At 66.7% G+C, this 25,903-nt stretch carries 25 protein-coding genes; 11 read left to right on the top strand and 14 right to left on the bottom strand.

What is annotated here, in order from left to right:
* The first annotated feature begins 35 nt into the window (after positions 1-35).
* Positions 36-1,142: an A/G-specific adenine glycosylase gene (gene mutY, locus C7H84_RS23280; RefSeq protein ID WP_121860979.1), complete on the top strand. Its 1,107-nt coding sequence runs from the start codon at positions 36-38 to the stop codon at positions 1,140-1,142.
* Positions 1,143-1,278: 136 nt separating this feature from the next.
* Here mutY and C7H84_RS23275 read toward each other — a convergent pair whose 3' ends face one another.
* The 11 genes from C7H84_RS23275 to kdsD form a co-directional block, all read right to left on the bottom strand.
* A complete protein-coding gene (locus C7H84_RS23275) occupies positions 1,279-1,914 on the bottom strand; it encodes an LON peptidase substrate-binding domain-containing protein (RefSeq protein WP_121860978.1) in 636 nt (211 codons plus the stop codon).
* Positions 1,915-1,940: 26 nt separating this feature from the next.
* Positions 1,941-2,849, bottom strand: a complete 909-nt coding sequence (rapZ, locus tag C7H84_RS23270) for an RNase adapter RapZ (protein ID WP_121860977.1) — start codon at positions 2,847-2,849, stop codon at positions 1,941-1,943.
* Between the two features lie 75 nt (positions 2,850-2,924).
* Entirely contained in the window at positions 2,925-3,893 is a 969-nt protein-coding gene (hprK, locus tag C7H84_RS23265; protein WP_006483133.1) for an HPr(Ser) kinase/phosphatase, read from the bottom strand.
* Positions 3,894-4,022: 129 nt separating this feature from the next.
* Positions 4,023-4,535: a PTS sugar transporter subunit IIA gene (locus tag C7H84_RS23260; protein ID WP_121861329.1), complete on the bottom strand. Its 513-nt coding sequence runs from the start codon at positions 4,533-4,535 to the stop codon at positions 4,023-4,025.
* 195 nt (positions 4,536-4,730) lie between these two features.
* Entirely contained in the window at positions 4,731-5,090 is a 360-nt protein-coding gene (raiA, locus tag C7H84_RS23255; RefSeq protein WP_006477786.1) for a ribosome-associated translation inhibitor RaiA, read from the bottom strand.
* A 159-nt stretch (positions 5,091-5,249) separates the two neighbouring features.
* Positions 5,250-6,755 carry an RNA polymerase factor sigma-54 gene (locus C7H84_RS23250; protein WP_121860976.1) on the bottom strand — a complete coding sequence of 502 codons (1,506 nt, stop codon included), beginning with the start codon at positions 6,753-6,755 and terminating at the stop codon, positions 5,250-5,252.
* A gap of 142 nt (positions 6,756-6,897) precedes the next feature.
* Positions 6,898-7,674, bottom strand: a complete 777-nt coding sequence (gene lptB / locus C7H84_RS23245; RefSeq protein ID WP_121860975.1) for an LPS export ABC transporter ATP-binding protein — start codon at positions 7,672-7,674, stop codon at positions 6,898-6,900.
* A complete protein-coding gene (gene lptA / locus C7H84_RS23240) occupies positions 7,671-8,336 on the bottom strand; it encodes a lipopolysaccharide transport periplasmic protein LptA (RefSeq protein WP_121860974.1) in 666 nt (221 codons plus the stop codon). The genes lptB and lptA overlap by 4 nt, the downstream gene beginning before the upstream one ends.
* Before the next feature lie 20 nt (positions 8,337-8,356).
* On the bottom strand, positions 8,357-8,971 hold the full coding sequence (lptC, locus tag C7H84_RS23235; protein WP_121860973.1) for an LPS export ABC transporter periplasmic protein LptC: 615 nt from the start codon (positions 8,969-8,971) through the stop codon (positions 8,357-8,359).
* 4 nt (positions 8,972-8,975) lie between these two features.
* A complete protein-coding gene (locus C7H84_RS23230; RefSeq protein WP_121860972.1) occupies positions 8,976-9,512 on the bottom strand; it encodes an HAD hydrolase family protein in 537 nt (178 codons plus the stop codon).
* Positions 9,512-10,495 (bottom strand): arabinose 5-phosphate isomerase KdsD, encoded by a 984-nt coding sequence (kdsD, locus tag C7H84_RS23225; protein ID WP_121860971.1) that lies wholly within the window; start codon positions 10,493-10,495, stop codon positions 9,512-9,514. The genes C7H84_RS23230 and kdsD overlap by 1 nt, the downstream gene beginning before the upstream one ends.
* A 125-nt stretch (positions 10,496-10,620) precedes the next feature.
* Between kdsD and C7H84_RS23220 the strand changes: the two genes are divergently transcribed.
* From C7H84_RS23220 to purU, 5 genes are all read left to right on the top strand, one after another.
* A complete protein-coding gene (locus C7H84_RS23220; protein ID WP_121861328.1) occupies positions 10,621-12,627 on the top strand; it encodes a monovalent cation:proton antiporter family protein in 2,007 nt (668 codons plus the stop codon).
* Between the two features lie 95 nt (positions 12,628-12,722).
* Positions 12,723-13,289 (top strand): adenine phosphoribosyltransferase, encoded by a 567-nt coding sequence (locus tag C7H84_RS23215; RefSeq protein ID WP_121860970.1) that lies wholly within the window; start codon positions 12,723-12,725, stop codon positions 13,287-13,289.
* Positions 13,290-13,339: 50 nt separating this feature from the next.
* Entirely contained in the window at positions 13,340-13,954 is a 615-nt protein-coding gene (locus tag C7H84_RS23210) for a LysE family translocator (protein WP_121860969.1), read from the top strand.
* Between the two features lie 5 nt (positions 13,955-13,959).
* Positions 13,960-14,817, top strand: coding sequence for a DUF4743 domain-containing protein (locus C7H84_RS23205; protein WP_121860968.1), 858 nt, complete (start codon positions 13,960-13,962; stop codon positions 14,815-14,817).
* Between the two features lie 94 nt (positions 14,818-14,911).
* Positions 14,912-15,796, top strand: a complete 885-nt coding sequence (purU, locus tag C7H84_RS23200; RefSeq protein WP_121860967.1) for a formyltetrahydrofolate deformylase — start codon at positions 14,912-14,914, stop codon at positions 15,794-15,796.
* Positions 15,797-15,945: 149 nt separating this feature from the next.
* Here purU and C7H84_RS23195 read toward each other — a convergent pair whose 3' ends face one another.
* Both C7H84_RS23195 and uvrA read right to left on the bottom strand, forming a co-directional pair.
* On the bottom strand, positions 15,946-17,028 hold the full coding sequence (locus tag C7H84_RS23195) for an AI-2E family transporter (RefSeq protein ID WP_162999348.1): 1,083 nt from the start codon (positions 17,026-17,028) through the stop codon (positions 15,946-15,948).
* Positions 17,029-17,283: 255 nt separating this feature from the next.
* Positions 17,284-20,169 carry an excinuclease ABC subunit UvrA gene (uvrA, locus tag C7H84_RS23190; protein WP_121860966.1) on the bottom strand — a complete coding sequence of 962 codons (2,886 nt, stop codon included), beginning with the start codon at positions 20,167-20,169 and terminating at the stop codon, positions 17,284-17,286.
* Between the two features lie 263 nt (positions 20,170-20,432).
* On the opposite strand from uvrA, the gene C7H84_RS23180 reads away from it, so the two are divergent.
* Both C7H84_RS23180 and C7H84_RS23175 read left to right on the top strand, forming a co-directional pair.
* Positions 20,433-21,620 (top strand): MFS transporter, encoded by a 1,188-nt coding sequence (locus C7H84_RS23180; RefSeq protein ID WP_121860965.1) that lies wholly within the window; start codon positions 20,433-20,435, stop codon positions 21,618-21,620.
* Positions 21,621-21,722: 102 nt separating this feature from the next.
* Positions 21,723-22,274 (top strand): single-stranded DNA-binding protein, encoded by a 552-nt coding sequence (locus C7H84_RS23175; protein WP_121860964.1) that lies wholly within the window; start codon positions 21,723-21,725, stop codon positions 22,272-22,274.
* A 402-nt stretch (positions 22,275-22,676) separates the two neighbouring features.
* Here the strand turns inward: C7H84_RS23175 and C7H84_RS23170 are convergent, their stop codons facing one another.
* Positions 22,677-22,901: a hypothetical protein gene (locus tag C7H84_RS23170; RefSeq protein WP_121860963.1), complete on the bottom strand. Its 225-nt coding sequence runs from the start codon at positions 22,899-22,901 to the stop codon at positions 22,677-22,679.
* Between the two features lie 342 nt (positions 22,902-23,243).
* Here C7H84_RS23170 and C7H84_RS23165 point away from each other — a divergent pair, with 342 nt between their 5' ends.
* From C7H84_RS23165 to C7H84_RS23155, 3 genes are all read left to right on the top strand, one after another.
* Entirely contained in the window at positions 23,244-24,008 is a 765-nt protein-coding gene (locus C7H84_RS23165) for a ParA family protein (protein ID WP_121860962.1), read from the top strand.
* A 462-nt stretch (positions 24,009-24,470) separates the two neighbouring features.
* Positions 24,471-25,052, top strand: a complete 582-nt coding sequence (gene phaP, locus C7H84_RS23160; protein WP_121860961.1) for a TIGR01841 family phasin — start codon at positions 24,471-24,473, stop codon at positions 25,050-25,052.
* Between the two features lie 266 nt (positions 25,053-25,318).
* A partial coding sequence (locus tag C7H84_RS23155; RefSeq protein WP_276208412.1) for a beta-ketoacyl synthase N-terminal-like domain-containing protein occupies positions 25,319-25,903 on the top strand: 585 nt, incomplete at its 3' end.

The raw sequence follows: 25,903 nt of genomic DNA, 5'->3' as shown, positions 1-25,903 counted from the left end.
TGCACGTTGTAACCTTTTTCCAAAGATTCGAACACTTGAAGCCGCCCCGCATCGCTCCCGCTCCGTTCCCCGTCACCCCGCTGCACCGCACGTTCGCTCCGCGCCTGGTCGCATGGCAGCGCGTGCACGGCCGCCATGACCTGCCGTGGCAGAACACTCGCGATCCGTACTGGATCTGGTTGTCGGAAATCATGCTGCAGCAGACGCAGGTATCGACCGTCGTCCCGTATTACACGCGCTTTCTCGAGCGCTTCCCCGACGTCGCCGCGCTCGCGGCCGCGCCGGCCGACGACGTGATGGCGCTGTGGGCCGGCCTCGGCTACTACTCGCGCGCGCGCAATCTGCACCGCTGCGCGCAGGTCGTCGTGGCCGAGCATGGCGGCGTATTCCCGTCGACGCCCGACGCGCTCGCCGAACTGCCGGGCATCGGCCGCTCGACGGCCGCGGCGATCGCATCGTTCGCATACGGTGCGCGCGCGACGATTCTCGACGGCAACGTGAAGCGCGTGCTCGCGCGGGTATTCGGCGTCGAAGGCTTCCCGGGCGAGAAGCGGGTCGAGAACGACATGTGGGCGCTGGCCGAATCGCTGCTGCCGGATGCCGCGAACGCGGCCGACGTGAGCGCCTACACGCAGGGGCTGATGGATCTCGGCGCGACGCTGTGCGTGCGCGGCAAGCCGGATTGCGCGCGCTGTCCGTTCGCGGGCGACTGCGTCGCGCAATCGACCGGCCGGCAGCGCGAACTGCCGGCCGCGCGGCCGAAGAAGGCCGTGCCGACGCGCAAGACCTGGATGCTCGTGCTGCGCGACGGCGACGCAGTGCTGCTCGAGCGGCGCCCGCCGGCCGGCATCTGGGGCGGCCTGTGGTGCCTGCCGCAGGCGGACGGCGATGCCGCGCTCGCGGAACTCGCACGCGGCTTCGGCGGCGCCGGCCCGGTGCCGCTCGCGCCGTTCACGCACACGTTCACGCATTTCCGGCTCGAGATCGAGCCGCGGCTGAGCGACATGACGAACGGCGGGCTGCCGCTCGCGCACGCGCAGGATGCCGAGACGGCGTGGGTGCCGCTCGCCGCGCTCGACTCATACGGCGTGCCGGCGCCCGTGCGCAAGCTGCTCGATGCGCTGAGCGGGCCGCTGCTGTAACGAAGGGGAAAGGGCGCGGCACGGGCCGCGTTCGGAGTCGTTGCGCAACGCGCAACGAGGATGCCCGCGCCGCGGGTCATCCATGCGCCGCGCGATGCATCGCGGTGCCTCTGCAACGCGGCATGTCAGCCGGCGCCTACAGCCAGCCGTGCCGGTCGAGCACGTGGTGCACGGCGTCGATCCGCGCGCCGACATCCGGAAACTCCATCAGCTTCTGCCGCGCGCGCAGGTCGAGCGGCAGCAGTTCCGCGAGACGGTTCGATACCCAGCTCGGATCGTCGAGGCGAAACGGTTCGGGGAACGGCATCTTGTCCGGTTCGGTTTTCTTCAGTGCTTCGATGATCCGCTCGAGCACCTCGGCGCACGAGCCGAATTGTGCGAGCGCCTGCTCGCCTTCGAGCGGGATGTCGTCGGGCAGCGGCTCCGCGATGCCGACCAGCAGCCCGTTGCCTTCGACGCGATACGACAGCAGCTCGAAGCGCTGCGTGCCGATCGCCTGCACGTACAGCATCCCGAATTCGCCGGTGTCGCACTCGGTGATGCGGGCCATGCAACCGATGGTCTCGGGCACCGACACGGCGCCGTCCTGCGCGACTTCGGGGCCGCTCTTCAGCAGACACACGCCGAACGGCGCATCGTCGCGCAGGCAGGTGCGGGCCATGTCGAGATAGCGCGCCTCGAACACCTTGAGCGGCAGCCAGCCACCGGGGAACAGCACTGTGTGCAGCGGAAACAGCGGCAGGTCGATCAGGGTGGTCGATAGGGTGGACATGGCGCGCCGGCGAGAGGGCGGTGTCGCTAAGGTCGTTCGACCTCGGTGACGAGCCGCGACGACGCGTCGACATCCACCGGCGCGTCACGATGCCGCACGATCACGTTCGCATCGTGCGCGAGGCGCGCGGCGAGCGTTTCCGCGATGAACACCGAGCGATGCTGACCGCCCGTGCAGCCGATGGCGACGGTCAGGTAGCTGCGGTTGTCTTCGCGAAAGTGCGGCAGCCATTTCATCAGGAACGCATGGATGTCGTCGATCATCTGGTGGACGATCGGCAATGCGTCGAGAAAGGCGATGACCGGCTGGTCCAGCCCGGTGAGCGGGCGCAGCTCATGGTCGTAGTACGGGTTCGGCAGCGCGCGTACGTCGAACATCAGGTCGGCATCGAGCGGCACGCCGCGCTTGAAGCCGAACGATTCGAACATCACCATCAGGTCGTTGTTCTTCTGCTCGATGAAGCGCTTGACCCACGTGCGCAGCACGTTCGCGCGCAGCGTACTCGTATCGATCTGATGGCCGAATTCTGCGAGCGGCGCGACCAGGTCGCGTTCGCGCTCGATCGCTTCCTCGAGCGACGACAGCAGCCCGACGTTCGCGTCGTGCGACGGCGAGCCGGACAGCGGATGGCGCCGGCGTGTTTCGGAGAAGCGCTGGATCAGCGCCTGCGTGCTCGCGTTGAGGAACAGCACGCGCACGTCGTGCTCGAGCGACAGCGCGCGGATCAGGCCGGGCATTTCGTCGAGCGACGCGCTCGAACGCGCATCGATCGCGACCGCGAGCCGGTGCTGGCCGTCGTCGGCGAGGTAGCGGGCGAGTTCGGGCAGCACGTGCGGCGGCAGGTTGTCGACGCAGTAGTAGCCTGCGTCCTCAAGCGCGTTCAGCGCGACGGACTTGCCTGAGCCGGAGATGCCGGTGATGAGGACGATGCGCATGGGAAGCAGAGAATCCTGACGTTTCATCATAGCACCGGCTCGACGCGTCGGCGCTGCGAGGCCGGCGCCGGGACGTTACACGAGCTTGCCGGGGAACTGACTGTCGGGATCCTGCATCGCGAGTCGTTGCCGATCCATGAAATCGCGCAACGTATCGATGCCGCGCAACTGCAGGATCGTGTTCCGCACGGCCGCTTCGACGAGCACCGCGAGGTTGCGGCCGGCCGCCACCTGGATCGTGACCTTGCTGATCGGCAAACCGAGCACGTCGACCGTCTGGCTTTCCAGCGGCAGCCGCTGGAATTCGCCGTCCGGGCGCCGCACGAGCTGGACGATCAGCTTGAGCTTCATTTTCCGGCGCACGGCGGTTTCACCGAAGATCGTCTTGATGTCGAGCAGGCCGAGGCCGCGCACTTCGAGCAGGTTCTGCAGCAGCGGCGGGCAGCGGCCTTCGACGAAATCGGGGCCAAGTCGGACGAAGTCGACGGCGTCGTCTGCGACGAGGCCGTGGCCGCGGCTGATGAGTTCGAGGCCGAGTTCGCTCTTGCCGAGCCCGGAGTCGCCGGTGAGCAGCACGCCCATCCCGAGGATGTCGAGGAACACGCCGTGCAGCGTCGCGCGCGGCGCGAGGATGCGCGACATGTAGAGTCGCAGGCTGTCGATCACCGCGGCGGCCGACATCGGCGTCGTGAACAGCGGCGTGGACGAGCGCGTGCAGCGCAGCACGAGTTCGGGCGGCGCGGCGGCGCCGCCGGCGACGACGAGGAACGGCGGTTCGAGCGCGATCAGCTCGGCCATGTGGCGCGAACGGTCTTCGTCGGTCTGCCGCTGGTAGTAGTCGATTTCGGCTTCGCCGAGCACCTGGATCCGGTTCGGGTGGATCAGGTTCAGGTGGCCGACGAGGTCGGCGCTGGACGTTGCGTTGCCAACGGTGTCGGCCGAGAAACCGCGCTCCCAGCCTTCATGCCCCGTCAGCCAGCTCAGTTTCAGCGTGGCCGCGTTGTCGTCGAAGATGCTCTGGGCGTTGATGCTGGACGTATCCATGACTCTCGTCACTCCAATGAGCCGGTGCTTGCGCGCGGCGACGGACGTCGCCATGCCGGACCGGCGCCAGGCGGCCCTGGTCGGCGGCCGAAGCCGCCTCGTTCAGGAAAATATTCCGCCCGGATCAACTCAAGGTTGCCACTGAGTGAGCAGGCGATGCAACTCGGCGAGATCCGTTTCGTTGTGCAGACGCTCTCGCGCGTCGCGATCGGACAGCAGTTGCGCGATTTCCGACAGGATCTCGAGGTGCTGCTGGGTGGCTTGCTCGGGGACGAGCAGGAAAATCAGGAGACCGACGGGCTGGCCGTCGGGCGCTTCGAACGGGATCGCGTCGGCGAGCCGCACGAACGCGGCGAGCGGATGCTTGAGGCCCTTGATGCGGCCGTGCGGAATCGCGACACCTTCGCCGAGCCCGGTCGAACCGAGGCGCTCGCGCGCGAACAGGTTGTCCGTGACGGTGCTGCGGGCGATGCCGTTCTGATTCTCGAACATCAGCCCGGCTTGTTCGAAGACGCGTTTCTTGCTGGTGACGGAGAGGTCGATGACGACGTTCTCTATGGGCAGGATTTTGGCTAGGCGATTCATGTTGGCAGGCGATTGGGCGGCCTGGGGTCTCCTTGCGGCGGCAGACTGGTGTTGCATGTCGGCGATATCAAGGCGTTCGGCATCGGCAACCTGCAACGCGGCGATCGCGCCCAACGCCCCCCGGCGATAACCGGGACATTATAGAGCACAGCCGCGCGCGTGGCGCAGCATGGACGGACCGGTCGCGCCACGGCCGCGCGGATACAAAAAAAACGCCCGGCGAACCGGGCGGCGTGGGTGTTGCGGTGACCGTTATTGCGGCGGCAGTTCGATCTGGTCGATCGACGGCTGCAGCTTGATCGGGTCGTGCGCATGGGTCTGCAGACGCTCCATGTGCTTGACGACTTGACGATCCAGCTTGTCGATCAGCAGATCGATCGCAGCGTACAGGTTGCCGTTTGCGCTTTCGACGAAGATGTCCTTGCCCTTCAGGTGCAGATTGATTTCCGCGCGCTGCTGCTTGTCCTTTTCCTTGTGGTTGTCGACCGAGAGGATCACAGTGCCATCGATCACCTGATCGCTATGGCGTAGCACCCTGTCCAGCTTGGTGATCACGTATTCGCGAATTGCAGGCGTGACTTCGAGATGATGTCCACTGATCTTCAGGTTCATAGTGCTTCTCCAAGCGAGTGACCACCCGGCCGCATCGAGGCGGCGCTCCGGTTGACTTGCCCGTGCCGCACGTGGCGGCGAAATCGCGGACAGGTCGCCCGGCCTGTTCCCCGAATGCGCGGTGGCCGGAACACGCCTGCCGCCGGGCAGGCAGCAGGCTTAAAGAGACTTGCGCAGATTCACTGCCGGGATTTTGAGGGCTTCGCGATACTTGGCAACCGTGCGGCGCGCAACCACGAAACCCTGTTCTGCCAGCAGCTCGGCAATGCGGCTATCCGAAAGTGGCGATTTTGGGTCTTCAGCTCCTATCAGTTGCTTGATCAGGGCTCGGATGGCGGTCGACGATGCGGCGCCCCCGGTGTCGGTCGAAACGTGTGACCCGAAGAAGTACTTGAATTCAAGCGTCCCGAACGGGGTCAGCATGTACTTGCCTGTTGTCACACGGCTGACAGTCGACTCGTGTAGGCCCAGCGTATCAGCTATTTCCCGCAAAACCAAGGGGCGCATGGCAATTTCACCGTGCGCAAAGAAATTCTTCTGACGCTCGACAATAGCCTGCGCGACACGCAGGATCGTGTCGAATCGCTGCTGGATGTTCTTGATCAGCCAGCGTGCTTCCTGCAGCTGTTGCTTCAGCGATCCGGCCGATGGATCGCCGCGGCTGTTGCGCAGGATGTTCGCGTACAGGTTGTTGATCCGCAGGCGCGGCATCACTTCCGGATTGAGCTCGGCAAGCCAGCCCTGGCCGGCCTTCTTCACGATGATGTCGGGCACGACGTAGTCGGCCTCGGCCCTGCCGTACGCGGCGCCGGGGAACGGCTCCAGCGAGCGGATCAGCGCATGCGCGTCGCGCAGCGCGTCGTCGCTCGCCTTCAGCTGCTTGCGCAGCCGCGTGAAATCGCGCGCGGCAAGCAGTTCGAGGTGCTGCGACACGATCTCGAGCGCGAGCGTGCGAGTGGGGGACGGATCGAGGCGCAGCAACTGCAGCTTCAGGCACTCGGACGCCGAGCGGGCCCCGACCCCGGCCGGATCGAAGCTGTGCAGCAGCGCGAGCGCCGCATTCAGTTCGTCGCAGTCGATTTCGAGTTCCGGCGGGAGATCGGCAAGCACTTCGTCGAGCGTGGCGGTCAGGTAGCCGTCGTCGTCGAGCGATTCGATCAGGAACATCACGAGCGCCCGGTCGCGCGGGCCGGCCTGCGTGACGCGCAATTGCGCGGACAGGTGGTCGCGCAGCGACGTCGCGGCTTCCTGCACCTGCAGCGGCGGGAGGTCGTCGTCGTCCGACGCACCGCTCGAGCGACCGAATTCGTCGAGATTCCACTGCGGGCCGTCGCCGGCTTCGCCCGACCCGTAGCCGTCGTATTCGTCGGCGCCGGCCGGCTCGTCGCGCTCGGCGCGATCGCTCGACTGGCTGCTGCCGTTCGCGATGCCCGGTTCGGTGTTTTGGCCGGGCGGCGTCTGCGCGATCAGCGATCCGTCCGCTGCGACACGCAGCGGGCTCGCGATCCATTCGTCGTCGTTCTCGAGCAGCGGATTCTGCGCGACGGCCATCGCGACTTCCTGCTGCAGTTCGAGCGTCGACAGCTGCAGGAGCCGGATCGACTGCTGCAGTTGGGGCGTCAGCGCCAGGTGTTGCGACAGGCGGAGTTGAAGGCTGGCTTTCATGGCAGAGAGGGAGTCATACCGGCAGTGTGCCACGACCCAGGCGCGTTGAGCCATCCGCGATTACGCGCGGCGCGGCGCCCGGCCGCGGGCGCGGCCCCGCGCGGCGATGCCGGGCGGGGGGACAGCCAGCCAACAAGGGAAGTTACATGCGGAAGTGTTCGCCGAGATACACGCGGCGCACGCTTTCGTTTTCGATGATTTCGCTGGGCGCGCCGGCGGCGAGCACCGAACCGTCGCTGATGATGTAAGCGTGGTCGCAGATGCCGAGCGTTTCGCGGACGTTGTGATCGGTAATCAACACGCCGATATTGCGTTGCTTCAGGAACTTGACGATCTTCTGGATCTCGAGCACCGCGATCGGGTCGACGCCGGCGAACGGTTCGTCGAGCAGGATGAAGCTCGGATTGGTCGCGAGCGCACGCGCGATTTCGACGCGACGGCGTTCGCCGCCCGACAGCGACAGCGCCGGGTTCTCGCGCAGATGACCGATCTGCAGCTCGTCGAGCAGCGCCTCGGTGCGCGACGCGATCGCGTCCTTCGACAGCCGCTTGCCGTCTTCGCCGAACTGGAGCTCGAGCACCGCGCGGATGTTTTCCTCGACGGTCAGCTTGCGGAACACCGACGCTTCCTGCGGCAGGTACGACAGGCCGAGCGACGCGCGCTTGTGGATCGGCAGCAGGCCGATCGAGCTGCCGTTCAGCGAGATCTCGCCCGCATCGGTCGGCACGAGGCCGACGATCATGTAGAACGACGTCGTCTTGCCGGCGCCGTTCGGGCCGAGGAGCCCGACGACTTCGCCGCTCTTCACGTCGAGCGACACGTCCTTCACGACCGTGCGCGAGCCGTAGCGCTTCTTCAGGTTGCGCACGACGAGCGAGCTCGTCGTGCCGGCCGGCTGGCGATTCGGGAGCGCGTTCATTGGCCCGGTGCTCCCTGGATCGTGGTCGACGGCGACAGTTTCGCCGGCGCGCCGTTCAGCTGGCCGGGGCCGCCGTTCTTCGGCGACAGCATCGCGCGCACGCGGCCGTTCGGGTTGCCCGGCGCTGCCACGTCCTTGCCGCCCTTCGCGGTGTAGAAGTCGCGCTGGCCGTCGTACGTGATCACGCTGCCGTGCACGGTGTCGGCGATCGTCGACGTGCCCTGCAGGCGGCGTACGGTCGCGGCGGTGGTTAGCGTGGTCAGGTCCTGCTTGCCGTCGTAGTCGATGCGCTCGGCGTCGCCGTCGATGTATTCGTCGAGACCTTCGCGCTTCTGGCGGAACGTCGCGTGCTTCTTGCCGCTGCCGTACGACGTCGCGTACTGATAGCCTTCCGGATCCTGGCGCACTTCGACGCGGTCGCCCTTGATGATGATCGTGCCCTTCGTGATCACGACGTTGCCGGTCGCGACCGTCACCTGCTTCAGGTCGTCGTAGGTCAGGTTGTCTGCCTCGACGTTGATCGGCTTGTTCTGGTCGGCCTTCTCGGCATGGGCGAGCGGCGCCAGCCCGACGAGCGGGAGCGCCACGAGCGCCGCGGCGAGCGCGGCGCGGACGGCGCGCGCAGCGCCGCCGGAATTCTGTCGAGGGAACGGTTCGTTCATGCAGTCACGTGAGGGATGCGTCACCGGGATTGACCTTTCGAGCCGCCGGACGTGTCGGCGGCGGCAATCGTGCCGCGCACGTTGCCGTAAAGCTCGATGACCCGGGTGACGTTGTTGTACTTCATGCCGTCGGTCGCGTTGACGAGCGACAGGCCGCGCTGAAGTTTAACCGGCTTTTCGGTCTGGATCACATCGTCATTGACGAAGATCCGGAAATGCTGGGAATCGGCCTGCATCTGCGGATCGCCGCCGCCGGCCACGCGCAGGATGCGCGCGTCGTCGTACAGATCGACGATCGACACGTCGCCGTTGACGGTGCCGCGCTTCGCGGTGGTCGTCACGACCGGCTTGCCGGGCTGGAACGCGCGCATGGCCGGATCGGTCAGGTCGCTGTTCTCGGTGTCTTCGTAATGGATCAGCTTCGCGGCCGTCAGCCGGTACTGGGTCGTGCCGGTCTGGTCGAGCTCGGTGACCGAGAAGTTGTCCGCGAAATAATCGGGCGTGTGGCGCTTCGGCTGCACGGCGCCTTCGCCAGGCGGCGGCAGGGTCGCCTGCAGCAGCCACCACGTGATGCCCGCGAGCGCGGCCACCGCGACGAGCGGCAGCAGCTGGGTCCAGCGGAAATGCGTGTTCATCCGGTCAGGCTCCGCAGGCAGCCGCGAGCAGCGCGTCGTAGCGGCGCTGCGCGCGCAGGATCGCGTCGCTCACTTCGCGCACCGCGCCGTGGCCGCCGCGGGCCTCGGCCACCCAGTGCGCGCGGGCGATCACCTCGGGGTGCGCATTGGCCGGCGCGGCTGCGAAGCCGCAACGCAGCATCACCGGCAGGTCGGGCCAGTCGTCGCCCATGTAGCCGCACGCATCGGCCGTGATGCCGAGCGATGCGATCAGGTCGGCGAACACGGTGAGCTTGTTCTCGACGCCCTGGAACAGGTGCGCGATCTTCATTTCCTTCGCGCGCGCCGCGACGATGTCCGAGCGGCGGCCGGTGATGATCGCGGTCGCGATGCCGGCCTCGCCGAGCAGCTTCACGCCGTGGCCGTCGAGCGAATTGAACGACTTCATCGCATCGCCGGCCGCGGTAAACAGCAGGCCGCCGTCGGTCAGCACGCCGTCGACGTCGAAAACCATCAGCTTCACGCGGCTCGCGCGTTCGGCCGCAGTCAGTGCTGCGCTCATCAGATCACCTTCTTCGAAAACAGGTCGTGCATGTTCAGCGCGCCGATCAGCGCGCCGTCGGCATCGACGACCAGCATCTGGTTGATCCGGTGGCGCTCCATCAGTTCCACGGCCTCGACCGCGAGATGCTCGGGGCCGATCGTGCGCGGCCCGCGCGTCATCACGTCGACGATGGGCAGCGTGCGGAAATCGCCGTCGCGCGCGAGCACGCGGCGCAGGTCGCCGTCGGTGAAGATGCCGGCCACGCGGCCGTCGGGCCCGACCACGGCCGTCATGCCCATCCGCTTCGCGGTGATCTGGAACAGCGCGTCGGACAGCGTCGCGTCGAGCCCGACGCGCGGGACGTCGTCGCCCGAGCGCATCACGTCGCGCACGTGGGTGAGCAGACGGCGGCCGAGCGCGCCGCCCGGATGCGAGCGCGCGAAATCCTCGGAGCCGAAGCCGCGCGCGTCGAGCACCGCGACGGCGAGCGCGTCGCCGAGCGCGAGTGCGGCGGTCGTGCTCGCGGTGGGCGCGAGGTTCAGCGGGCAGGCTTCCTTCGATACCGCGGCGTTCAGGTTCACGTCGGCGAGCGTGCCGAGGCTCGATTCCGCACGGCCGGTGATCGCGATCAGCTTCGCGCCGATGCGCTTGACGAGCGGCAGGATCGCGACGAGTTCTTCCGACTCGCCGGAATAGGAGATGCCGATGAAGACGTCGTCGGACGTGACCATGCCGAGGTCGCCGTGGCTGGCCTCGGCCGGGTGGACGAAGAAGGCCGGCGTGCCGGTGCTGGCGAGCGTGGCCGCGATCTTGCGGGCGATATGCCCCGATTTGCCGATGCCGGACACCACGACGCGGCCGCGGCAGCCGAGCAGCAGCGCGACGGCCTGAACGAAGTCGCCGTCGAGCTGGTCGCGCAGTGCGCGCACGGCGTCCGCCTCGATGTCGAGCACGTCGCGGGCGAGCGCGAGCGCCCGATCATCATTGATTTTCGCTATCATGCGCGGAGTATAGCAAAGGCGTTTGTTCGCCGCGCCCCGCCTTCGGACTCGTCCGAGGTCGCTCGCCCACCGCCACCACCCGCGCCCGCATTGCCGTGGCCCCGACGAACGAGGACGCTTTGCCCGTGATTTCCCCGCTCGAAATGACCCTGCTGCTGCTGCTGGCCTCGGTGGTGGGCGTCGTCGTATTTCGTTCGCTGAACCTGCCGCCGATGCTCGGCTACCTGACCGTCGGCATCCTGGTCGGCCCGCACGCGTTCGGCATCGCCGCGGACCTCGAACGCGCCGAGCACCTCGCGGAATTCGGCGTGGTGTTCCTGATGTTCTCGATCGGCCTCGAGTTCTCGCTCGCGAAGCTGCGGGCGATGCAGCGGCTCGTGTTCGGGCTCGGGCTATTGCAGGTGGTCGCGACGCTCCTGCTCGCGGTCGTGCTCGGCGCGCTGTTCGAGCGCTGGGTGCACATCACGTGGCAGGGCAGCGTCGCGCTCGGCGGCGCGCTCGCGATGTCGTCGACGGCGATCGTGTCGAAGATGCTCGCCGAGCGGCTCGAGATCGAGACCGAGCACGGCCGCAACATCTTCGGCGTGCTGCTGTTCCAGGATCTCGCGGTGGTGCCGCTCCTGATCGTGATCGCCGCGTTCGGCGCCGAATCGTCGAAGGACCTCGCGCTCACGCTGGGCTTCGCGGCGGTCAAGATCGTGATCGCGCTCGCGCTGCTGCTCGTCATCGGCCAGCGCTTCATGACGCGCTGGCTCAACGTGGTCGCGCGGCGCCGCTCGCAGGAGCTGTTCGTGCTGAACCTGCTGCTCGTCACGCTCGGCGCCGCGTTCATCACCGACCGCTTCGGCCTGTCGCTCGCGCTCGGCGCGTTCATCGCGGGGATGCTGATCTCCGAGACGCCGTTCCGCCACCAGGTGGAAGAGGACATCAAGCCGTTTCGCGACGTGCTGCTCGGCCTGTTCTTCGTGACGACCGGGATGCTGCTCGATCCGCGCGTGATCTGGGAGCACCCGTTGCTCGTGCTGGGCTTCTTCATCGGGCAGATCCTGTTCAAGGCGACGATGATCGCGGGCCTCGCGCGGCTGTTCGGCGCGACGCCGGGCGTTGCGATGCGCACCGGCATCGGGCTCGCGCAGGCCGGCGAATTCGGCTTCGTGCTGCTGAACCTGATCCTCGACCGGCACCTCGTGGATGCGACGCTGCTGCAGGCCATCCTCGCGTCGATGCTGCTGTCGATGCTCGCCGCGCCGTTCCTGATCCAGAACGCCGACCGGATCGTGATGCGGCTGTCGTCGACGGAATGGATGCAGCAGTCGCTGCAGATGACGCGGATCGCGACGCAAAGCCTGAAGCAGCGCGGCCACGTGATCATCTGCGGCTACGGCCGCGCGGGGCAGAACCTCGCGCGCATGCTCGAACAGGAAGGCATTTCGTATGTCGCGCTGGACCTCGACCCCGATCGCGTGAGCGCGGCCGCGACGGCCGGCGAATCGGTCGTGTTCGGCGACGCGGCGCGCCGCGAGTCGCTGCTCGCGGCCGGTATCCACCGCGCGGCGGCCGTCGCGATCACGTATGCGAACACGCCGTCCGCGCTGCGCGTGCTGCACCACGTGCACGAGCTGGAGCCGACGCTGCCGGCGATCGTGCGCACGGTCGACGACGCCGATCTCGAGAAGCTGCTCGCGGCCGGCGCGACCGAGGTGATCCCGGAAATCGTCGAAGGCAGCCTGATGCTCGCGTCGCACACGCTGGTGCTGGTCGGCGTGCCGATGCGCAAGGTCGTGCGGCGCGTCGAGGAAATGCGCGACGAGCGCTACAGCCTGCTGCGCGGCTATTTCCACGGCGCGGACGACGCGGACGACGACGATCACGAGCAGGTGCGGCTACAATCGGTGCCGGTCGATGCGCGCGCGGACGCGGTCGGGCGCTCGCTGGAGGAACTCGGGCTGTATGCGCTCGGGCTCGAAGTCACGGCGATCCGCCGGCACGGCATCCGCGGCGTCGAACCCGATCCGCAGACCAAGCTGCGCGCGAGCGACATCGTCGTGCTGCGCGGGCTGCCCGAAGCGCTCGCGCTCGCGGAGGAACGGCTGTCGCGCCACCGGCGCGAACCGCCGGCCGCGGTCGCGTGAGCCGGAGTCGATTCAGCCGGTCGATTCAATAACCTGACCCGTATTTATTCGAAACGGTGCCCGATCTTCGCGCACCGTTTTTTTCGGAGAGTTTCATGCCGCATTCGTCGTCGGGCGCACCGCTCGATCCGGTCGCCTTCATCCACAGCCAGATCCGTACCGTGCCCGACTGGCCGCAGCCGGGCGTGATGTTCCGCGACATTACGACGCTGCTGCAGAGCCCGAAGGCGCTGCGCATCCTCGTCGACCTGTTCGTCGAACGCTATGTCGATGCGAAGCTCGACTACGTCGCGGGGCTCGACGCGCGCGGCTTCATCATCGCGCCGATCGTCGCGTACGAACTGAGCGTCGGCTTCGTGCCGATCCGCAAGGTCGGCAAGCTGCCGTACAAGACGCGCTCGGAATCGTACGACCTCGAATACGGCAGCGCGACGGTCGAGATCCATGAAGACGCATGCCGCCCGGGCGATCGCGTGATCATCATGGACGACCTGATCGCGACCGGCGGCACGATGATGGCGGGGCGCAACCTGCTGCAGCGGCTCGGCGCGGTCGTCGTCGAGGGCGCGGCGATCATCGACCTGCCGGATCTCGGCGGCTCGACGCTGCTGCGCAACGCGGGGCTGCCCGTCTACACCGTTACCGAATTCTCCGGCCACTGAACCACTGAACCAGTGAATCACTGAGCGCCGGCCCACACCGCGAGGTCACGATGCCCAACTTCATGCTGTTTCTCGCCACGTCGATCGCGATCACGTTCGCGCCCGGTCCCGACAACCTGCAGGTGCTCGCGCGCGGCATCTCGCAGGGGCGCGCGGCCGGCTTCGTCGCGGCGCTCGGCTTCACGGCCGGGATCCTGTTCCATACGACGCTCGCGGCGCTGGGCGTCGCGGCCGTGCTGCGTTCGTCGCCGGTCGCGTTTCAGACGCTGAAGCTCGCGGGCGCCGCGTACCTCGTGTGGATCGGCATCAAGGCGCTGCGCAGCCAGGGCCTCGCGAATGCGCATGCGCGCCCGCCGCAGCCGCTGGGTGCAATCTTCCGGCAGAGCGTGATCGGCAACCTGATGAACCCGAAGGTCACGCTGTTCTTCGTCGTGTTCCTGCCGCAGTTCGTCGATCCGCACGGCGTGCAGAGCGTGACGCTGCAGATGTTCGAGCTCGGCGCGCTGTTCATGCTGCAGACGGCCGCGATCTTCTCGCTGTTCGGCATCGGCGCGGGCGCGATCGGCGCGTGGCTGAAGCGCCGCCCGAAGGCCGGCGTGTGGCTCGACCGGATCGCCGGCGCGACCTTCATCGCGATCGGCATTCGCGTTGCGCTGAAGGACTGAGGGCGATGACGTTTCCATGCATCGCGGCCGCGCGCCGCTTTGATCCTGCCGCGCACCTGCGTTTCGAGATCGCCGGCCGGCAGGTCGGCTGGGTGCGTCGCCAGGACGTCGCGAAGCTCGTGCGCTGGCCCGACGTGTTCGAGCTGACCGACGAGCGCGTGGTGCTCTCGTCGCGCTACGACACGGTCGACGCACGCAGCATGGCGCTCGCGAGCGCGATCGGCGCGCTGGCCGCCGAAGGCGCGATTCCCGGCTGGCGCGACGAGATCTATGCGATCCGCAACCGCTTCGACGATCCGCCGCTCGCGTATATCGAGCGCGCCGCGTCGCGCTTCTTCGGCACGCAGACTTATGCGGTGCACCTGAACGGCATCGTAGAATATGCGGCTGCGCCGGGTTCGCCGGCCGCGCCGCAGATGTGGCTAGGCCGCCGCAGCGTGACCAAGGCCACCGACCCCGGCATGCTCGACAACGTCGTCGCGGGCGGCATCGGCTGGGGCCTGGGCGTTCACGAGACGCTCATCAAGGAGTGCTGGGAAGAGGCCGGCATGCCGGCCGAACTGGCGGCGCGCGCGATCGCGGGCCGGGCGGTGCAGGTGCTGTGCTCGCTGCCGGAAGGCACGCAGTCCGAACTGATCTTCGTGTACGACCTGCCGCTGCCGCTCGACTTCGCGCCGCACAACCAGGACGGCGAAGTGGCCGAGCACCTGCTGGCCGGCGTGCCCGAAGTGATTGGCTGGCTGCGCGAGGGCCGCGCGACGATGGACGCGAGCCTCGCGATGCTCGACACGCTGCTGCGCCACCGCTGGCTGTCGGCAGTCGACGCCGCGGGCATCGACGCGCTGTTCACGCCGCCCGCGTAACGCGCCGCATGCCGGCCGCGGCCCGCGCTCGCGTTCGAGCGCGGCCGGGCGAACGGCCAATTTGACGAATACCGAAACGAAGGGAGTAGCGGTCATGTCGACCGATCACAGCTTTATCTTGAAACTGTCGTGCCCCGACCGGCACGGCATCGTCCACGCGGTCTCGGGCTTCCTGTTCGAGCGCAGCAACAACATCCTCGATTCCGCGCAGTTCGGCGACAGCCGCACCAGCGAGTTCTTCATGCGCGTGCACTTCGAGCAGGACGGCGACGGCGCGGATGCCGCATCGGCGCTCGACACGCTTCGCGAGGAATTCGCGCCGCTCGCCGAGCAGTTCGCGATGCGCTGGGAAATGCACGACGCGGCCGTGAAGCCGCGCGTCGTGATCATGGTGTCGAAGATCGGCCATTGCCTGAACGACCTGCTGTTCCGCTATCGCACCGGCCAGTTGCCGATCGAGATCCCGGCGATCGTGTCGAACCACAAGGAGTTCTACCAGCTCGCCGCGAGCTACAACATCCCGTTCCACCACTTCCCGCTCGTCGGCGGCTCGTCCGATGCGGCGAAGGCCGCGCAGGAAGCGCGCGTGCTGGAAGTGATCGACGAACACCAGGCCGATCTCGTCGTGCTCGCGCGCTACATGCAGATCCTGTCGCCGAACATGTGCCAGCAGCTCGCCGGCCGTGCGATCAACATCCATCATTCGTTCCTGCCGAGCTTCAAGGGCGCGAAGCCGTACTACCAGGCGTTCGACCGCGGCGTGAAGCTGATCGGCGCGACCGCGCACTACGTGACGACCGACCTCGACGAAGGCCCGATCATCGAGCAGGAAGTCGAGCGCGTCGACCACAGCATGACGCCCGACCAGCTCACGGCGATCGGCCGCGACGTCGAATGCGTGACGCTCGCGCGTGCGGTGAAGTGGCACGTCGAGCACCGGATCGTGCTGAACGGGACGAAGACCGTCGTGTTCCGCTGATCGGCCGTTCGCGTCGGCCGGCGCGCGCCGGCCGTCGGTGGCGGCAGACAGTTGCGGCAAACAGTGGCCGCAAACAAGAACGCCGCGCCCCGTAAAGGGCGCGGCGCTCTTGTTTGCAAGGCGAGCGGGGCGACGGGCCGGTGCGGCCGTCAGATCAGCCGCAGCATGTACAGCTCGCGCTTCAGGTACGCATAGAAGATCGGCGCGGCGATCACGCCCGGCAGCCCGAACGCGGCTTCCATGATCAGCATCGCGAGCAGCAGCTCCCATGCGCGCGACTCGATCTGGCCGCCGATGATCTTCGCGTTCAGGAAGTATTCGAGCTTGTGGATGACCACGAGAAACGCGAGCGACGCGATCGCGGTACCCATGCTGACCGACAGCGACACGGCGACGATCAGCGTGTTCGAGATCAGGTTGCCGATCACCGGCAGCAGCCCGACGATGAACGTGACGAGCACGAGCGTCTTCGACAGCGGCAGCCGCTGATGGAAGATCGGCAGCGCGACGAGCAGGTAGATCGCGGTGAACGCCGCGTTGATCGCCGAGATCTTGATCTGCGCGAACACGATCCGGCGGAACGACTCGGCGAAGCGCGACACGCGCGTGACGAGCGCGGTCGACAGCGGGCGGCGCACCTTGCCGTGCTCGACGCCGATCGCGATCATCGCGCCGATGATCATCCCGAACACCACATGGCCGAAACCGCGCGCGACGCTCTTGCCGCCTTGCTGGAGCTGATCCATGTGCGAATGCATCAGCAGCGCGGCCTTGGTCTTCATCTGTTCGACGTCGACCGGCAGCAGGTTCGCGATCCAGGCCGGCGTGCGGGCGCGCGTCTGCTCGACGATCTGCATCAGCTGGCCGAGCAGGCTCTGCAGGTTCGGCACCGTATGCTCGAAGTGGTCGATGATGCCGAGCGTCAGGCCGGTGAGCCCGCCGACGATCGCGATCGACAGCAGCACGACGGCGACCCAGCGCGCGCGCATGCTGGTCGTGTGGCGCTCGATCACCGGGGCGATCGTGTGGATCAGCTGATAGACCAGCAGGCCGGCCAGCAGCCCGCCCAGCAGCTTGAGCTCGATGACGAGCACCATCGCGACGAGGGCGATCAGATAGCTGCCGATCTCGATCGCCGACATCTTCGGCAGGCTGAAGTCGCTCGTCAGCCGCACGCTGCGCAGGTGCGGCTCGCGGTTCTGCGCGTCGCGCGACTCTTGTTGCTTCTCCATCGTCGATTCCTGTCGTTCGTGTGTCACGCCGCGCGGTGGGCGGCAGGACGGCGCTCGCCCGGCGCCGCACCGGATTGGTGCGGATAGCGAACCTTACGACCGTAAAGTATAGCTGCCATTATGGTCCGCCACGGGGCAGTTTGGCTCGTGGTGTATACGCAAAGGGGAAAACCGCAGAAGGGGAAACGAGAATGCGGGCACCGGCCCGGCACGCGGCGCGCGCGGCCGGGCGGCCGCGCGCGGGAACGGAACGTGTCAGCCGGCCGCCGCCTTGCGCGTGGGGCGCTTGAGCAGCGGGGCAAGATACTTGCCGGTGAAGCTGGCCTTCGTCTTCGCGACCTGCTCGGGCGTACCCTGCGCGATGATCTGGCCGCCGCCGGCGCCGCCTTCGGGGCCGAGGTCGATCACCCAGTCGGCCGTCTTGATCACGTCGAGGTTGTGCTCGATGATCACGACCGTGTTGCCCTGGTCGCGCAGCCGGTGGATCACTTCGAGCAGCAGCGCGATGTCGTGGAAGTGCAGGCCGGTGGTCGGCTCGTCGAGGATGTACAGCGTGCGCCCCGTGTCGCGCTTCGACAGCTCGAGCGACAGCTTCACGCGCTGCGCCTCGCCGCCCGACAGCGTCGTGGCCGACTGGCCGAGGCGGATGTAGCCGAGGCCGACGTCGAGCAGCGTCTTCAGCTTGCGGGCGATGACCGGCACCGCGCTGAAGAATTCGTACGCGTGTTCGACCGTCATGTCGAGCACTTCGCTGATGTTCTTGCCCTTGTACTGCACTTCGAGCGTTTCGCGGTTGTAGCGCTTGCCATGGCACACGTCGCACGGCACGTAGACGTCCGGCAGGAAGTGCATCTCGACCTTCAGCACGCCGTCGCCCTGGCACGACTCGCAGCGGCCGCCCTTCACGTTGAACGAGAAGCGGCCCGGATCGTAGCCGCGCTCCTTCGCGGTCGGCACGCCCGAGAACAGCTCGCGGATCGGCGTGAACAGCCCCGTGTAGGTGGCCGGGTTCGAGCGCGGCGTGCGACCGATCGGCGACTGGTCGACGTTGATCACCTTGTCGAAGTGCTCGAGGCCTTCGATCGCTTCGTGCGGCGCCGGCTCGGCCGACGAGCCGTACAGGTGGCGCGCGACCGCGTGATACAGCGTGTCGTTGATCAGCGTCGACTTGCCGGAACCCGACACGCCGGTGATGCAGGTCAGCAGGCCGACCGGCAGTTCGAGATCGACGTGCTGCAGGTTGTTGCCGTGCGCATCGACGATGCGCAGCATGCGCTCGGGATCGGGCGACATGCGCTCGTCCGGATACTCGATGACGCGCTTGCCGACGAGATACTGGCCGGTCAGCGACTGCGGGTTCGACTGCACCTGCTTCGGCGTGCCTTCCGCCACCACCACGCCGCCGTGCTCGCCCGCGCCGGGGCCCATGTCGACGACGTAGTCGGCCGTGCGGATCATGTCCTCGTCGTGCTCGACGACGATCACCGAGTTGCCGAGGTCGCGCAGATGCTTGAGCGTCGAGATCAGCCGGTCGTTGTCGCGCTGGTGCAGGCCGATCGACGGTTCGTCGAGCACGTACATCACGCCGGTCAGGCCGGAGCCGATCTGCGACGCGAGCCGGATCCGCTGCGCCTCGCCGCCGGACAGCGTCTCGGCGCTGCGCTCGAGCGACAGGTAGTCGAGGCCGACGTTGTTCAGGAAGGTCAGGCGCGCGACGATTTCCTTGATCACCTTGTCGGCGATCTCGCGCTTCGCGCCGTCGAGCGACAGGCCGTCGAAATAGCCGAGCGCGTCGCGCAGCGGCCAGCCGCTGATTTCATAGATGCCGCGCGCGTAGTCGCCGGTGCCGACCCGCACGTGGCGCGCCTCGCGGCGCAGCCGCGTGCCGTCGCACGACGGGCACGGCTGGTTGTTCTGGTACTTCGCGAGCTCTTCGCGCACCGCGACCGAATCGGTCTCGCGGTAGCGGCGCTCGAGGTTCGGGATGATCCCTTCGAACACGTGCTCGCGGATCGTCGTGCGGCCGCGCTCGTTGATGTACGAGAACGGGATCGTCTGCTTGCCCGAGCCGAACAGCAGCACCTTGCGGATCTTTTCCGGCAGGTCCTCGAAAGCGGCGTCGATGTCGAACTCGTAGAACGCCGCGAGGCTCTGCAGCATCTGGAAATAGAACTGGTTGCGGCGGTCCCAGCCCTTCACGGCGCCCGCGGCGAGCGACAGCGACGGGTGCGCGACGACCCGCTTCGGGTCGAAGAACGTGATCTGGCCGAGGCCGTCGCATTCCGGGCACGCGCCCATCGGATTGTTGAACGAGAACAGGCGCGGCTCGAGTTCCTGCAGCGAATACGAGCAGATCGGGCACGCGAACTTCGAGCTGAACAGGTGCTCGTGGTCGGTATCCATCTCGAGTGCGATCGCGCGGCCGTCGGCAAGCCGCAGCGCGGTTTCGAACGATTCCGCGAGACGCTGCTTCATGTCCGGGCGCACCTTCAGGCGGTCGACGACGACGTCGATCGTGTGCTTGTCGTTCTTCTTCAGCTTCGGCAGCGACTCGACCTCGTAGATCTTCGCGACGCCTTCGTTGGCGGTGCCGCCGCCCGAGCGCACGCGAAAGCGCACGAACCCCTGCGCCTGCATGTCCTCGAATAGCTCCACGTGCTCGCCCTTGCGGTTCGCGACGACGGGCGCGAGGATCATCAGCTTGGTTTCCTCGGGCAGCGCGAGCGCTGCGTCGACCATCTGCGACACGCTCTGCGCCTCGAGCGGGATGTCGTGGTCGGGGCAGTAGGGCGTGCCGACACGTGCGAACAAAAGTCGCAGGTAGTCGTGGATTTCGGTGACCGTGCCGACGGTGGAACGCGGGTTGTGGGACGTCGCCTTCTGCTCGATCGAGATCGCGGGCGACAGGCCCTCGATCAGGTCGACGTCGGGTTTCTCCATCAACTGCAGGAACTGGCGGGCATACGCGGACAGGCTTTCGACGTAGCGGCGCTGGCCCTCGGCATAAAGGGTGTCGAACGCGAGCGACGACTTGCCCGACCCGGACAACCCGGTAATCACGACCAGCTTGTGGCGCGGCAGGTCGAGATTGACGTTTTTCAGGTTGTGGGTGCGTGCCCCACGGATACGGATCTGTTCCATGAACCTGGCGAAAATGGAGGGGACCAAACCTGCTACTATAACGGCTTTTCGAGGCCGTCGTTTGGGGCCCCCAGCCTTTGCAGCAACTGGCAGCAAGGCGGTGGTCACGCCGGGGAAAGCGGCCGCGCCGCACGGCTTCGGGCGGCTCGCAGGCTGCCTGCGTCACCCCGGGAAAGCGCCAGCCAGGCCTGCCGGGCCGATGGCGCTGATGTTCCGCCGCCCGCCGCCGGGCGGACATTCCGATCATTCGAAATTCATTCCCGATGTCCAATCCGTCCGCCACGTCTTCCCGCATGACTGCGCCCGAGCTGCGCGCGACCACGTCGCTCGCGGCGATCTTCGCGCTGCGCATGCTCGGCCTGTTCATGATCATGCCGGTGTTCTCCGTCTACGCGAAAACCATCCCGGGCGGCGACAACGTGTTGCTCGTGGGCATCGCGCTCGGGGCCTACGGTGTCACGCAGTCGCTGCTGTACATCTTCTACGGGTGGGCGTCGGACAAGTTCGGCCGCAAGCCCGTGATCGCCACCGGCCTGCTGATCTTCGCGCTCGGCAGCTTCGTTGCCGCGTTCGCGCACGACATCACGTGGATCATCGTCGGCCGCGTGATCCAGGGGATGGGCGCCGTGTCGTCCGCGGTGCTCGCGTTCATCGCCGACCTGACCTCCGAGCAGAACCGCACGAAGGCGATGGCGATGGTCGGCGGGTCGATCGGCGTGTCGTTCGCGGTCGCGATCGTCGGCGCGCCGATCGTGTTCCACTGGGTCGGGATGAACGGGCTGTTCGCGATCGTCGGCGTGCTGTCGATCCTCGCGATCGGTGTCGTGGTGTGGATCGTGCCCGACGCGGCGAAGCCCGTGCACGTGCCGGCGCCGTTCGGCGAGGTGCTGCACAACGGCGAGCTGCTGCGCCTGAACTTCGGCGTGCTCGTGCTGCACGCGACGCAAACCGCGCTGTTCCTCGTCGTGCCGCGCCTGCTGGTCGACGGCGGGCTGCCGGTCGCCGCGCACTGGAAGGTGTACCTGCCGGTGATGGGGCTCGCGTTCGTGATGATGGTCCCGGCGATCATCGTCGCGGAAAAACGGGGCAAGATGAAGCCCGTGCTGCTCGGCGGCATTCTGGCTATCCTGATCGGCCAATTGTTGCTCGGCAGCGCACCGCATACCATTCTGATTGTGGCGGCGATCCTGTTCGTGTACTTCCTCGGTTTCAACATCCTGGAAGCGTCGCAGCCGTCGCTCGTGTCGAAGCTCGCGCCCGGTTCGCGCAAGGGCGCGGCCACCGGCGTCTACAACACCACGCAATCGATCGGCCTCGCGCTCGGCGGCATCGCGGGCGGCTGGCTGCTCAAGCACGGCGGCGCGAACACGGTCTTCTATGCGTGTTCGGGGCTCGTGGCGGCGTGGCTTATAATCGCGGCCAGCATGAAAGCGCCGCCGCGCAAGGCCTGAACCTGTTTTCAGGGCAGGCAGCGGCAACGCTTGCCGGCTTGCCCGGCGGGCCGCTCCGACGCTTTCGCGGGCGGCCCGGCATCGAATTTACTGGAGAAACACATGGCATCCGTCAACAAGGTCATCCTCGTCGGCAACCTCGGCGCCGATCCTGAAGTCCGTTACCTGCCGAGCGGCGACGCGGTTGCGAACATCCGTCTCGCGACGACCGATCGCTACAAGGACAAGGCAAGCGGCGATTTCAAGGAAATGACCGAGTGGCACCGCGTCGCGTTCTTCGGCCGTCTCGCCGAAATCGTCAGCGAGTACCTGAAGAAGGGTTCGTCGGTCTATATCGAAGGCCGCATCCGCACGCGCAAGTGGCAAGGCCAGGACGGCCAGGATCGCTACTCGACCGAAATCGTCGCCGACCAGATGCAGATGCTCGGCGGCCGCGGCGGTGCGGGCGGCGGCGGTGGCGGTGGTGACGAAGGCGGTTACGGCGGCGGCTACGGCGGTGGTGGCGGCGGCCGCGGCGGCGAACAGATGGAGCGCGGCGGTGGCGGCGGTCGTGCCGGCGGCGCACCGCGCGGCGGTGCAGGCGGCGGCCAGAGCCGTCCGAGCGCGCCGGCCGGCGGCGGCTTCGACGAGATGGACGACGATATTCCGTTCTAAGAGGAACATCGGTTCCCCGATGTAACGAAGGGCCCGAATGTCCGAGCTGAATCAATCGATGATTTGGCCCGGATCTTCGGGTCTTTTTTCGTTTACGCGTCGTTCGAGCCGGGTGGAATGCGCCTGATCGGATGGGTTCCGGTTGCCGCATGCAGCCGGACGTCACCCGCTCCGCAAGTCGCGAAGCGCCGGTGGCGTTGACCGAGGCCTTCAGTCGAGCCGTCGATGCGACGGCGGCGCGTGTTCACGGTGAGCTGCCGACGAGGGCGGCGAGTGAAAGCGGAGCGAACTTCGAGCGAGCGCCGCGAGATGAACGCGGTGAATGGCGTCGCAAATGGCAGCGGCGGGGAGTGCGGTTGCGTGCCGGGCACGCTCGCCGGGCACGCTGCGGAATAGAACCGCTTACGCTTCCGTCACGATCGCGACGAGATTGCTGACGCGCTCGACCGACTTCCCACCCTTCGGCCACCGGACCAGCGCGTCGCTACCGTTGACCGACAGGACTACGCCGTCGCTGCGGTCGACCGTGCCCGTGAAGGTGACGCGGTTCACTTTTGCCGCCGGCGAGAACGATGCCGAGCGGCGGCCCGGCAGCATATCCATCAGGAACGAAAATACGGGGTACACGATTGCTCCTTCGCGAGCTTTAACTAGGGTTTTCCCTAGTGTAGCAATTCCGATGCGGCACTGCAACATTTCTGCTATCGTCGAGCAACGGGAGGGCGCCTGGTCTCGCGATGTGCCAACGCGGTGTCAGCCGTGGGTTGACGGCCCTGAAGCCCTCTTCATGGAAGCGGTGATCGGCCCGCTGAACGCGTTTCACGGGCGCGCGTAGATGCGCACGGCGCGGCCTCCTCTTGCGCGCGATCGCGATCCGCGCAGAGTGCCGTGCATCTGACCGATGTCACGCGGCCGCCATTATTGACCGGCTAAGCTGGTCGTTTCGACGTTTCAAGCGGAGGAGACACAATGCGGCGGGTCGTATTCAACCAGAAGGGCGGCGTGGGCAAATCGACGATCGTCTGCAACCTGGCGGCGATCAGCGCGAGCGAAGGGCTGCGCACGCTCGTCATCGACCTCGATGCGCAAGCGAATTCCACGCGCTACCTGCTCGGCGATCGCGCGACCGACGCGCACCCCGGCGTCGCCGACTTCTTCGAGACCGCGCTGACGTTCAACTTCCGCCCGGTGGACGTCGCGTCGTTCATCCATGCGACGCCGTTCGACGGGCTCGACGTGATGCCCGCACATCCGGACCTCGACACGCTGCACGGCAAGCTCGAGTCGCGCTACAAGATCTACAAGCTGCGCGACGCGCTGAACGAGCTCGATACCTACGATGCCGTCTACATCGACACGCCACCCGCGCTGAACTTCTACACGCGCTCGGCGCTGATCGCGGTCGAGCGCTGCCTGATTCCGTTCGACTGCGACGACTTCTCGCGCCGCGCGCTGTACACGCTGCTCGAGAACGTGAAGGAAATCCAGCAGGACCACAATGCGGCGCTCGAGGTCGAAGGGATCGTCATCAACCAGTTCCAGCCGCGTGCGAGCCTGCCGCAGCGGCTGGTCGACGAACTCGTCGAGGAAGGGCTGCCGGTGCTCGCGTCGCGGTTGTCGGCGTCGGTGAAGATCCGCGAGTCGCATCAGCAGTCGAAACCGATGATTCATCTCGAGCCTGCGCACAAGCTCGCGCAGGAGTTTCGCGCGCTGCATCGCGAACTCGTTGGGTAAGCGCATCGACGCCGACGCTGGTAATTTGTAGGATTATTAAATTGGGTATTAATAATCCCGGTAACGATTTCAAAATAAATCTGGAAAAACGATTACATCGACGATCGCTCCGTTTTCAACGCCGCCCCTCTTTTCTAATAACGGGAATAATGACAGGGTAAATGTTGCGGTCGGTCAAGTTCGCCATGCTGTAAAAAGGTAAAACCGTTGCGGAACAAGGATTTGCCGAATGTCCGGCCGAACATTTGTATCGACCCTATGTCGGTAATTATGACCGTACGGGTTTATACCTAACATTAATGCCGCTTAAGTGGCAATTAATACCTCTAGAATGGCATTCTTCTGCTGCTCGCATTCAATAGAATCGGCGGGCGGTAAATAAAAGGGAGCAGGCGTTCGATCTGGCTTCCATTTTCTTTACGTTGTCTCTCGCATTTCTAACAGCTAACAGGAGCGTGCCCGATGTCCGTATTTGCCCCCGAAAAATTCGCCGCCGATTATCAGTCCGGAATCGCCGCATGGTTCGCGATTGCTCGCCCGGCGATTCATGGTTTCGAAGCGGTGGTCGAACTCAACCTGCAAGCGGCCAAGACGGCGCTCGAGGAGTACGAGGACAAGCTGAAGAACGCGTTCAATGCGAACAATCCGGTCGCGGGTTTCGCGCAGCAGGTCGCCGCACCGCAGGAAGCGGCCGGCAAGGCCGTCGCGTACGGTCGCCATCTGTTCGACATCGCGGTGTCGACGCAGGCCGAATGGGCGAAGGTCGCGCAGGCTCAGTACGAGCAGAACGACCAGCGCGCGAAGGAGGTGTTCGGCGAGCTGACGAAGAATGCGCCGGTCGGTTCGGGCGCCGTGGTGGCCGCGCTGAACTCGGCGCTGTCCGCTGCGACCGCCGCGGCGGACTCCGTGCGCGCCGCGACGGGGCAGGCGATCGAGGCCGCGCAAAGCGGTTTCGACGCGGTCAGCGAAACGACGGCGCGCGGTGCCAAGCAGGCGCCGGCCGCTGCACGCAAGGAAGCTGCTTCGCGCGACTCGACCGCGTGAGCGCAGGTCGCGCGCAGGCGCGACGCGATTGATGGAACGGCGCCGGCGGGCGCCGGCCGCCGCGTGTGCCGCGTGGCGATCGGGCACCGCCGGCTTGCCGCAGCGTGCATCGGCATGGCCCGAGCGTGCGGATGCGCCGCGTGCGTGAGCGCGTGAAAGCGCGGCCGCACTGCGAGCCGCGTGGCGCTTGATGCGTCGGCGTCGGCCGCCGGCCCCCGGGCACGCAACACGGATCGACCCCACTGATATCAAAGCAGGAACTGAACATGACGGACGTAGTGATCGTATCGGCCGCGCGGACCGCGGTCGGCAAATTCGGCGGCTCGCTCGCGAAGATCGGGGCACCGGAACTCGGCGCGACGGTGATTCGCGCGGTGCTGGAGCGCTCGGGCGTGAAGCCGGAGCAGGTGAGCGAAGTGATCATGGGCCAGGTGCTGACGGCGGGCTCGGGGCAGAACCCGGCGCGCCAGTCGCTGATCAAGGCCGGCCTGCCGAGCGCGGTGCCGGGCATGACGATCAACAAGGTGTGCGGCTCGGGCCTGAAGGCCGTGATGCTGGCGGCCAACGCGATCGTCGCGGGCGATGCGGACATCGTGATCGCCGGCGGCCAGGAAAACATGAGCGCGTCGCCGCACGTGCTGCCGGGCTCGCGCGACGGCTTCCGGATGGGTGACGCGAAGCTGGTCGACACGATGATCGTCGACGGCCTGTGGGACGTGTACAACCAGTACCACATGGGCATCACGGCGGAGAACGTCGCGAAGGAATACGGGATCACGCGCGAAGAGCAGGACGCATTCGCGGCGCTGTCGCAGAACAAGGCGGAAGCCGCGCAGAAGGCCGGCCGCTTC

The sequence above is a fragment of the Burkholderia sp. Nafp2/4-1b genome (genome assembly GCF_003635165.1).
Classification (GTDB): domain Bacteria; phylum Pseudomonadota; class Gammaproteobacteria; order Burkholderiales; family Burkholderiaceae; genus Burkholderia.
This window is presented reverse-complemented; position numbering and strand designations above follow the sequence as displayed.